The organism is Aquabacterium sp. (genome assembly GCF_030652515.1).
Classification (GTDB): domain Bacteria; phylum Pseudomonadota; class Gammaproteobacteria; order Burkholderiales; family Burkholderiaceae_C; genus Aquabacterium.
Genome location: NZ_JAUSAR010000228.1, coordinates 1 through 9243, shown reverse-complemented (window position 1 = coordinate 9243; position 9243 = coordinate 1). Strand labels below are relative to the sequence as shown.

The 9243-nt window shown below is 61.4% G+C and carries 11 protein-coding genes; 7 read left to right on the top strand and 4 right to left on the bottom strand.

Features of this window, described 5'->3' with window-relative positions; genetic code table 11:
- On the top strand, positions 1-370 hold a 370-nt coding region (locus Q7V20_RS24195), incomplete at its 5' end, for a sterol desaturase family protein (RefSeq protein ID WP_370652565.1).
- Between the two features lie 133 nt (positions 371-503).
- Positions 504-632 carry a hypothetical protein gene (locus tag Q7V20_RS24190; protein ID WP_304796875.1) on the top strand — a complete coding sequence of 43 codons (129 nt, stop codon included), beginning with the start codon at positions 504-506 and terminating at the stop codon, positions 630-632.
- An 85-nt stretch (positions 633-717) separates the two neighbouring features.
- Here the strand turns inward: Q7V20_RS24190 and yidC are convergent, their stop codons facing one another.
- From yidC to rpmH, 4 genes are all read right to left on the bottom strand, one after another.
- A complete protein-coding gene (gene yidC, locus Q7V20_RS24185) occupies positions 718-2418 on the bottom strand; it encodes a membrane protein insertase YidC (RefSeq protein WP_304796872.1) in 1701 nt (566 codons plus the stop codon).
- Positions 2415-2720: a membrane protein insertion efficiency factor YidD gene (gene yidD, locus Q7V20_RS24180; protein WP_304796869.1), complete on the bottom strand. Its 306-nt coding sequence runs from the start codon at positions 2718-2720 to the stop codon at positions 2415-2417. The genes yidC and yidD overlap by 4 nt, the downstream gene beginning before the upstream one ends.
- Positions 2717-3220 carry a ribonuclease P protein component gene (locus tag Q7V20_RS24175; RefSeq protein WP_304796866.1) on the bottom strand — a complete coding sequence of 168 codons (504 nt, stop codon included), beginning with the start codon at positions 3218-3220 and terminating at the stop codon, positions 2717-2719. Before Q7V20_RS24175 ends, yidD begins: the two co-directional genes overlap by 4 nt.
- Before the next feature lie 85 nt (positions 3221-3305).
- Complete coding sequence (rpmH, locus tag Q7V20_RS24170) at positions 3306-3440, bottom strand: 50S ribosomal protein L34 (protein ID WP_290661081.1); 135 nt, start codon at positions 3438-3440, stop codon at positions 3306-3308.
- Positions 3441-3716: 276 nt separating this feature from the next.
- Between rpmH and dnaA the strand changes: the two genes are divergently transcribed.
- The 5 genes from dnaA to Q7V20_RS24145 form a co-directional block, all read left to right on the top strand.
- Positions 3717-5252, top strand: coding sequence for a chromosomal replication initiator protein DnaA (gene dnaA, locus Q7V20_RS24165; RefSeq protein WP_304796863.1), 1536 nt, complete (start codon positions 3717-3719; stop codon positions 5250-5252).
- 246 nt (positions 5253-5498) lie between these two features.
- Entirely contained in the window at positions 5499-6623 is a 1125-nt protein-coding gene (gene dnaN / locus Q7V20_RS24160) for a DNA polymerase III subunit beta (RefSeq protein ID WP_304796860.1), read from the top strand.
- Positions 6624-6712: 89 nt separating this feature from the next.
- Positions 6713-7699, top strand: a complete 987-nt coding sequence (locus tag Q7V20_RS24155) for a PEP-CTERM sorting domain-containing protein (protein ID WP_304796858.1) — start codon at positions 6713-6715, stop codon at positions 7697-7699.
- A gap of 186 nt (positions 7700-7885) precedes the next feature.
- The gene (locus Q7V20_RS24150) at positions 7886-8605 is read left to right on the top strand and encodes a PEP-CTERM sorting domain-containing protein (protein ID WP_304796855.1); all 720 of its coding nucleotides are present in this window, start codon (positions 7886-7888) and stop codon (positions 8603-8605) included.
- A 109-nt stretch (positions 8606-8714) separates the two neighbouring features.
- Positions 8715-9243: ATP-binding protein (locus Q7V20_RS24145; protein ID WP_304796852.1), on the top strand; the 529-nt coding region annotated here is incomplete at its 3' end.

Sequence of the window (9243 nt, the reverse complement as noted above, 5' to 3'; positions counted from 1 at the left end):
CATGAACGTGAACTTCAAGTTCGGCATCCTGAACTACGTCATCGGCACGAACGAAGTGCACCGCTGGCACCACTCCAACAACATCGACGAGGCCAAGAACTTCAGCGTCTTCATGCTGTGGGACCACCTCTTCGGCACCTTTGTGCTGCCCAAGGGCAGGTCACGGCCGGCGCACATGGGCCTGTTCAACGAGAACTTCTACCCGCTGCACAACTTCTGGGGCCAGTTGCTGGTGCCCTGGAACTGGAAGCGCATGAAGGCCCGCCAGCTGGCGGCTGAATCACCTGTGGCGGCGCAGACCATGGCTCGTGCGGCCCCCGCGTCGGCGGCCACCCCCGACACCCCCACCGGCGACAGCGTCATCGCCTGATCATCCTCCCGCCCGTGGCGCCACGGGTTGCTTGGCCATGGTCCGATCTCGGCACAGGTGCGTCATGCGCATGTCACGCGCCAACATGACCATGCTGGTTCACGCCAATGGGCGACAAACCAGGAGCTTGGTCATGATCCACACCCTCAACGACTGGCTGATGTTCAGCAGCCAGTCGCTGTCCGACCCCCCGCTGTGGCCACTGGCCCTGGCCGCCCTTTGCGCCTCGGCCATGATCCTCAGCCGCCGCACGGGCGACTGAAGGCGCCCAACAAAAAGCCGCCATGGTCTTGCGACCAGGCGGCTTTTTTTATCCAGGCAGAGGGGCGCTTCAGCCCCTCACCGACTCACTTGGCAGCCGTGGCCGCCTCGATCTTTCGGTTGATCATCCACTGCTGGGCGATCGACAGGATGTTGTTGGTCAGCCAATACAGCACCAAGCCCGACGGGAAGAAGAAGAACATCACCGAGAACAGCATCGGCATGATCCACATCATCTTGGCCTGGATCGGATCCGGGGGCGTGGGATTCAGCCAGGTCTGCAGCAGGGTCGAGGCCGTCATCAGCGCGGGCAGCACGAAGTACGGGTCTTTCACCGACAGGTCATGGATCCAGCCAATCCACGGCGCGTTGCGCATCTCCACGCTGGACAGCAGCACCGAGTACAGCGAGATGAACACCGGGATCTGGACCAGGATGGGCAGGCAGCCGCCGATCGGGTTGACCTTCTCTTCGCGGTAGATCTTCAGCATCTCCTGCTGCATCTGCTGCGGGTTGTCCTTCAGGTTCTCGCGCATGGCCTGGATGCGCGGGTTCAGCGCCTTCATCTTGGCCATCGATTGGTAAGCCTTGGCGTTCAGCCAGTAGAAGGCGGCCTTGAGCAGCACCACCAGCGCCACGATCGCCCAGCCCCAGTTGCCGATCAGCTTGTGCAACTGATCGAGCAGCCAGAACAAGGGCTCGGCCAGCACGCGTTGCCAGCCGTAGTCCTTCACCAGTTCCAGGCCAGGCGCCAGCGCCGACAGCTTGTTCTCTTCTTGCGGGCCGACGAACAAGATCGCGTCAAACGACTTGCTTTGCCCAGCGGCCAGGTCGCCCAGCGGGAACAGCATGCCGGTGCGGTACAGGTTGGGGCCCGTCTTGTCGACGAAGAAGGTGCGGGGCGCGGCTTCGTTGTGCAGCCAGGCCGAGGCAAAGTAATGCTGCACCATGGCCACCCAGCCGTGGGTGTCGGACTTCTCGAACTCGGCGGTGTTCTCGTTGAGGGATTCGAAGTCCACCTTCTGGTACTTGGTCTTGGCCGAATAGATGGCCGGGCCGGTGTAGGCCATCGGGCCCATCAGGAAGCTGGGGCCCGCCTGCACAGGCTGTGTGCCATCGCGCGTCAGCTGCAGGTACAGCTGCGGGTGCACCGTGGCGGCCGAGCCGTTGACCACTTCCTGCTTCACGCCAATGGCGTAATCGCCGCGCTTGAAGGTGTAGGTCTTGATCAGCTTCACGCCATCGACCGGGGCCGATTCGAGCTTGACCACCAGCGTGTCAGCACCATTGGCCAGCGCGCGCTCGGGCGTCACGATGGTCATGGGCGTCAGGTGATTGGGCAGGCGCTCGGCGCTGCCCGCACCGATCAGACCGGTTTGCGCCACGTAGGTGTGGTTCGCGGTCTGGTTGAGCACGACCATGTTCTTGCTGGCGTCGTCCTGGTCCAGGTGCTTGAGCAGCTCGGCCTTGACCACATCACCGCCTTGCGTGTCGATGGTGATCTTGGTCACGTCGGTGGTGAAAGTCACCAGCTCATGCGTGGCGGGGGCCGAAGCGGCGGCGGCAGGAGCACCTGGGGCTGCTGCTGCGGTGCCGCCCGTGGCGGCCGCCGTGGGCAGGCTGGCGGCCCCACTGCCAGCACCTTGGGGCTCGGCAGCGGCCGTCGCTTGGGGCGCCGGTGGCGCGAACAGGGAGGGTTGGCCGGTGTGGCGCAACCAGCCATCCCACATCATCAACAGTGAGACGGCAAACACCGACCACAACAGGGTGCGACGCAAATCATTCATGGGTGAGCTTGGTCTGACGGAATGTTGGAAGAAGAGGAAAAAGAAAACAGCCCCACGCGCTTTTCAGGCACGGGATCGTGCCCGCCGGGACACCCCGGGTGGCAGCGCACAAGGCGCCGCGCCGCCAGGTAAGTGCCCGCCGCCGGGCCATGGCGCTCAAGCGCCTGCAAGGCGTACAGGGAACAAGTGGGGGTGAATCGGCAGGCCGAGCCCAACCAGGGGCTCAGGAAAAACCGGTAGCCCTTGACCAGGGCCAGGAGCACCGCGAGTATCCCAGACCTGAGCCACCGAAGCGGGGTCATGGCCGGGATTTGGCGCACAGCGCCGTCCACAGGGTGTCCAGCTCCAGGCGCACCACGCGGTTGAGCGCCTCAGAGGCGGCGCTGGGAAATTGCTGGCGGTCAAATGGCGCACGCAGGCGCAGCACCCAGGCATCGGCGGGGTGCTGTTGGGCCCAACTGGTGGCCGCCACACCTGGGGCATGGCGAACCACGGCGGCGCGGGCCTGGTGGCGCAGCAAAGAGCGCGTCACCGACCGGCGTGCCAGTTTTTTGGGCAGCACCAAGCCGAGTCGCCACGCTGGCGACTCGCTCGGCGCGGACGACTCATCCACACACACGGCATCCTCCAAGGCCAGGGCTGTTGACAACTCTGGCTCAAAGGACGTGGAAGGTGCAACGGTGGCCGCCAACTTTGCCTCGGTGTGTGGCAAGTGGTGCAGCACAAAATGGGTTGTGCGCGCCACCGGGCGGGTGCCCAGAGCCTTTTGAAACTCGGCCGCTTTCAGGCTGGCGCTGCGCACGGCGGTCTAACAGACAAGCCATCGGGCCTGCATGCAAGCATGCCGCCCAGGTGTCGGATCAGTTGCCTGGATCAGACCAGCGAACTCAGACGGCCAGACGAGCGCGGCCCTTGGCGCGGCGTGAGTTGATGACCTTGCGGCCACCCTTGGTCTTCATGCGGACCAGGAAACCGTGGGTGCGAGCGCGGCGGGTCTTGGAGGGCTGGTAAGTACGCTTCATGATCAATCCTTTTTCTGCAATTGCTTGGGGTTTGCTTCCCCAAGCTTATTTGCAAGTTATTTGCCCTTGGCGATGCAATTGCCGCGCAAGGATTTCCAGCCAGTGGCCGGTCGAACCCGCGATTACACCAAAACTTCGGGGATTGGTCAACGCCTCAAGCCAAGGGGGTTGGCCACCCCCTTGGACAACCCTGGGTAAAAATCTGTGGATAACCTGTGTTGCCAGGCCCTGCCCGCCCTTAGAATTGCCGGCCCACTTCAGGACTTGTCCACACCCATGAGTGCGTTTGAATCCAGCGCCGCCAGCCAACCTTCCGCCGACCTGGCCAGCCTGTGGCAACGCAGTTGCGAGCGCCTGGCCACCGAGCTGCCCGAACAGCAGTTCAACACCTGGATCCGCCCCCTGCCGCCCGCCGACGTCAGCCTGCAAGACGGCCACACCGTGGTCAGCGTGCGCGTGGCCAACCGTTTCATGCTGGACTGGATCCGCACGCAGTACAGCGCCCGCCTGGAAAGCATCGTGGGTGAGCTGACCGGCGGCCCGGTCAAGATCGACCTGGCCCTGGCCGTGCGCGCCGCAGCACCGCGCCCCACCATGACCATGCCCAGCATGGGCAACCCCAACGGCTTGAGCCTGCCGGCCAACGCCCACCCGGGCGGCTACCAGGCCTACAACGGCCCGTCGGCCAACATCCCGCAGGGCCCGGCCAGCTACAGCCCCGGCCAAGGTTATCAACAGCCTCAGCGCGCTCAGGAACACCACCAGGGCAACGGCCACCGCGCCCACCCGCAGGTCATGGGCCTGAACCCCGCCCTCACCTTCGACACCCTGGTGCCCGGCCGCGCCAACCAGATGGCCCGCACCGCCGCCCTGCACGTGGCCGGCGCCCCCGGCCACATGTACAACCCGCTGTTCATCTATGGCGGTGTCGGCCTGGGCAAAACGCACTTGATGAACGCCGTGGGCAATGCCTTGCTGGCGGACAAACCCGACGCGCGCATCCTCTACCTGCACGCCGAACAGTTCATCTCCGACGTGGTCAAGAACTACCAGCGCAAAACGTTCGACGAGCTCAAGGCCAAGTACCACAGCCTGGATCTGCTGCTGATCGACGATGTGCAGTTCTTCGCAGGCAAGGACCGCACGCAGGAGGAGTTCTTCAACGCGTTCGAGGCCCTGCTGGCCAAGAAGGCGCACATCATCATGACCAGCGACACCTACCCCAAGGGCCTGGTCAACATCGACGAGCGTTTGACATCCCGCTTCGACGCCGGCCTCACCGTGGCCATCGAGCCGCCCGAGCTGGAAATGCGCGTGGCCATCCTGATCAAGAAGGCCGAGGTCGAAGCCATCACGATGCCGGAAGACGTGGCCTTCTTCATCGCCAAGAACGTGCGCGCCAATGTGCGCGAGCTGGAAGGCGCGCTGCGCAAGGTACTGGCCTTCGCCAAGTTCAACCACAAAGAGATCACGATCGCCCTGGCACGCGAAGCCCTGAAAGACCTGCTGTCCATCCAGAACCGCCAGATCAGCGTCGAGAACATCCAGAAAACGGTGGCCGATTTCTACAAGATCAAGGTGGCCGACATGTACAGCAAGAAGCGCCCGGCCAGCATCGCCCGCCCGCGCCAGATCGCCATGTACCTGGCCAAGGAACTGACGCAGAAAAGCCTGCCCGAGATTGGCGAGCTCTTCGGTGGCCGCGACCACACCACGGTGCTGCACGCGGTGCGCAAGATCGGTGGCGAGCGGGGCAAGGACTCCGAGTTGAACCAGCAATTGCACGTGCTTGAACAGACTCTGAAGGGCTGACGTTCGAGCAGATGCCGAAGCAGTGGAGAATGTCAAGCCAACAAGGTTGTGGATAAATAAAGGACAAGCACCCGCTTATCCACAGGCCTGGGGCTTTTTCCAAAGTTGTTGTCGGTTGTCCCCAAAACGTTGCCGATGCCATCCACAGGCTTGTCATTGATCTAAACCATTGATGGAACAAGACAAAATAGCGTTGTGCACAAAAAATGCGGCCCTCTACTACGACGACCAATTTGAAAGACTGAAATGATTGTGTTGAAAGCAGCTCAAGAAAAAGTTCTCTCAGCCCTGCAGGTGGTTGCCGGTATCGTCGAACGTCGCCATACTCTGCCCATCTTGGCCAATGTGCTGATTCGCAAAACAGGCGCATCGGTCGAATTCACCACCAGCGACCTCGAAATCCAAGTCCGCACCGCGAGCCAGCTTGACGGCGACGATGGCAACTACGCCGTCACCGTTGGGGCCAAAAAACTGATCGACATTCTCAAGAGCCTGCCCAGCGACCAACTCGTTTCACTCACCGCCAACCAGGCCAAGCTCACGCTGCAAGCCGGCAAGAGCCGCTTCACGCTGCAGACCCTGCCCTTTGAGGACTTCCCCCTCGTGCAAGAGGCGGTTGATTTCGGACCTGCCTTCAGCGTGCCGCAAAAGACGCTCAAGAGCCTGATCGGCCAGGTGCACTTCTCGATGGCGGTGCACGACAACCGCTACTACCTCAACGGCATCCAGTTTGTCGCCGAAGGCAAGACCCTGACCCTGGTCGCCACCGATGGCCACCGCCTGGCCCTGGCGCAAGCCACGCTGGAAGTCGAGATGCCCAAGCAGGAAGTCATCCTGCCGCGCAAGACGGTGCTCGAGCTGCAACGCCTGCTGAAAGACGACCCCAAGGGTGCCGAAGAAGAGCAGCAGATCGAGATGCGCTTTGCCGGCAACCAGGCCAAGTTCAACTTCGGCGGTCTGGAGTTCGTGACCAAGCTGGTCGAGGGCAAGTTCCCCGACTACAACCGCGTCATCCCCAAGAACCACAAGAACCACATCACCCTGGGCCGCGCCACCCTGCTGTCCAGCCTGCAGCGCGCCGCCATCCTGACCAGCGAGAAGTTCAAGGGCGTGCGCCTGAATGTGTCCCCAGGCACCCTGGGCATCGCTTCCAGCAATGCCGAGCAGGAAGAGGCCAAAGAAGAGCTTGAGATCGACTACGGTGGTGATGCTTTCGAGATCGGCTTCAACGTGGGCTACCTGATGGACGTGCTGGCCAACATGAGCCAGGACATGGTGACCGTCTCGCTGCACGACAGCAACAGCTCGGCCTTGATCACCAACCCAGAGATCGAAGGCTTCAAGTACGTCGTGATGCCGATGCGCATTTAAGACATTCAACGAAGACCATTCAAACAGGTGATGGCAGCCCAAGGCGTTTGAAGTACGCTTCACCCCAATTAATTGGGGAGTACCTTGTCATGAAACGCTCATTCGCCTTGTGCGCTGTATTTTTGGCCTGCTGTGGTGCTGCCTCTGCAGACGTCACCGATGTGGCGAATGCATCAACCTCGTTCTCGGGTTTGAACTACACCCTGGTGGACCTCGACCTGAGCGATGGCATCACGCCGTGGATCCAGTTCAACCACAACCACGTGTTGCAGGGCTTCAACCAGAATTATTCGAACATCCAGTTCAACAGCCAGGCCGGGAGCATCTTCACCGCGCCCGCCGGCTCGATCACCGCAGATGGCTTGCAGGCGTCCAGCACGTCTGGTGCCAACACCACCAGCAGCCAGCTCAAAGCCGAAAACATCCAGGATTTGCAATACGGTGGCTCGCCCGATACGCAGATCGGCTACCAAGGCGCCGTGGTCATGACCACGTACGGCACGGGCGTGGATGGCGACATGAACATTCCCGTTCCCTTGCCCGGCGAATTCTCATGGACCTTGTCGCCCCATACCCGCTTGATCATTCAAGGCACCGCCCAAGCCGCTGCCAGTGTTGATCTGAGCAAGTTGACCCAGGGCCCCTTGTTCCAGGACGTCAGCAATAACCTCTATGGGGTGAGGCTTCTGTCATCTTCCGTGTTGACAGCGCAATTGATGGCCAACGCCTTCGTATCGCCAGACACGGGAGACATCGTTCCTGACCAATTTGACGAACTGCAATTGCTGGTCGAGGTTGAACAAAGCCTGAGCAGCAATGGCCTGTCCGTTCCTGAAGGTGGTCTTTTGTCGGACAGTGCAGCGCAGAATTTCAGCATTCAACTGGCCAACGACGGCAGCCAATCTTTGAGCGGTAACTTTTTCCTGGGTGCCCGCAGCGAGGCATCGCTCTTTGCCACGCCTGCCTTGATTCCCGAAGTGCCCCAGGTGCCCGGCATCCCCGAGCCTGGCACTTACGCCCTGATGGGCCTGGGACTGGGTTTGATGGCTTGGCGCGTGCGGGGTCACCGCGCCTGATTTGTCCTTGTCTGCCAGCTCACTGGCTCCAGTATCGACCAGCCCCCAGGCCATCCCTGAATTAATAGCTGTGACAGGTGGCAAAAGGCAGACAGTGCAAGCAGCCTGGAGGGGTCTGATGAGTGGACTTGACCGTCCCTTGGCAAGGGGCTTAGATTTTGCTTTCATCAATCAAAGGGGAATGTGATGTCGGCATCAATACGTTTTGGTGGTTTGCTCCTAGTCCTGAGCATGGCCAGCGGCACTCGGGCTGCAGTGCAGAATTTCGAAGATCAAAGCGGTGTCAGTGTCATCGGGACACCCTTCACCGTGTCGGCTACCTTGTCAGACACCTACCTGGACGCCAAGCCCATCCAGCACGAGGCTCTCAACGGCTTCTTCCCCTATTGGTACGTGCCTGGTCCCAATTTTGAAAATGCGGCGACCATCAGCGCTGACTTTGGGGCTAGCCTGGAATTCGTCATCGATTCTCCGGATACCTCAATCGTCGCGTTGGAGGTGGGGTCAGGCTTCAGCGTGGATCGGGGCATGAACCACCCGATCAGCCTCGCGACGGTGGGTCAGATCGAAATCACCATGCACGTTCTCAACGCCCAATCGCAAGTGGTGACCACGCACACGCAAAGCTTTTCACTGCATGACAGTGCGAATGTAGGTCTGGGCATGGGGTTTGCGCTTCCAAACGAGGTTGGGCAACATTTCACCGTGCAAACCAGCTTCCGTATCCTTCAACAAGGCAGCTACTTTTCAGGGGGTTCTCTGCTCGATGATCGTTATTTATTCACTGGCTTTGAGGTGCGCACCACGCCTGTGCCGGAACCCGCCACCGTGATGCTGGCCGTGGGTGGCCTAGCGTGCTTGGGTGTATGCCGTCGGCATGCTCGCAAGGCCTTGAAATGCACCTGATTGCTCTGAGCATGACCCCCTGATGGCACACCGGTTTCCGGGGGTGAAAGACGTTAAAATAGGGAGCTCGGACAACCTTGTCCGGGCTCTTTCCTTTTCTGGGCCTCCCATGAGCGACACCCCTCTGAATCCCGAGCAGCAACCCGACGTCACGCCCGACCCCATCGTCGTGCCGCAAACCGAGGCACAAATCTCGGCCGGTTATGGCGAAGGCAGCATCCAGATCCTGGAAGGCCTGGAAGCGGTGCGCAAGCGGCCCGGCATGTACATCGGCGACACGTCCGACGGCACCGGCCTGCACCACCTGGTGTTCGAGGTGGTCGACAACTCCATCGACGAGGCCCTGGCTGGCCATTGCGACGACATCGTCGTGACCATCCACACCGACAACTCCATCAGCGTGACCGACAACGGCCGTGGCATCCCCACCGGGGTGAAGATGGACGACAAGCACGAGCCCAAGCGCTCGGCCGCTGAAATCGCCCTGACCGAGCTGCACGCCGGTGGCAAGTTCAACCAGAACAGCTACAAGGTGTCGGGCGGCCTGCACGGCGTGGGCGTGAGCTGCGTGAACGCGCTCAGCAAGTGGTTGCGCCTGACCATCCGCCGCGATGGCAAGGCCCACCTGATCGAGTTCA

What these genes read in the sequence shown, in the direction of transcription:
- rpmH (WP_290661081.1), bottom strand. Translation starts at nt 3,440, where the DNA reads ATGAAGCGTACTTACCAGCCCTCCAAGACCCGCCGCGCTCGCACCCAC.
- dnaA (WP_304796863.1), top strand. Translation starts at nt 3,717, where the DNA reads ATGAGTGCGTTTGAATCCAGCGCCGCCAGCCAACCTTCCGCCGACCTG.
- Q7V20_RS24150 (WP_304796855.1), top strand. Translation starts at nt 7,886, where the DNA reads ATGTCGGCATCAATACGTTTTGGTGGTTTGCTCCTAGTCCTGAGCATG.
- Q7V20_RS24190 (WP_304796875.1), top strand. Translation starts at nt 504, where the DNA reads ATGATCCACACCCTCAACGACTGGCTGATGTTCAGCAGCCAGTCGCTG.
- dnaN (WP_304796860.1), top strand. Translation starts at nt 5,499, where the DNA reads ATGATTGTGTTGAAAGCAGCTCAAGAAAAAGTTCTCTCAGCCCTGCAG.
- yidD (WP_304796869.1), bottom strand. Translation starts at nt 2,720, where the DNA reads ATGACCCCGCTTCGGTGGCTCAGGTCTGGGATACTCGCGGTGCTCCTG.
- Q7V20_RS24155 (WP_304796858.1), top strand. Translation starts at nt 6,713, where the DNA reads ATGAAACGCTCATTCGCCTTGTGCGCTGTATTTTTGGCCTGCTGTGGT.
- yidC (WP_304796872.1), bottom strand. Translation starts at nt 2,418, where the DNA reads ATGAATGATTTGCGTCGCACCCTGTTGTGGTCGGTGTTTGCCGTCTCA.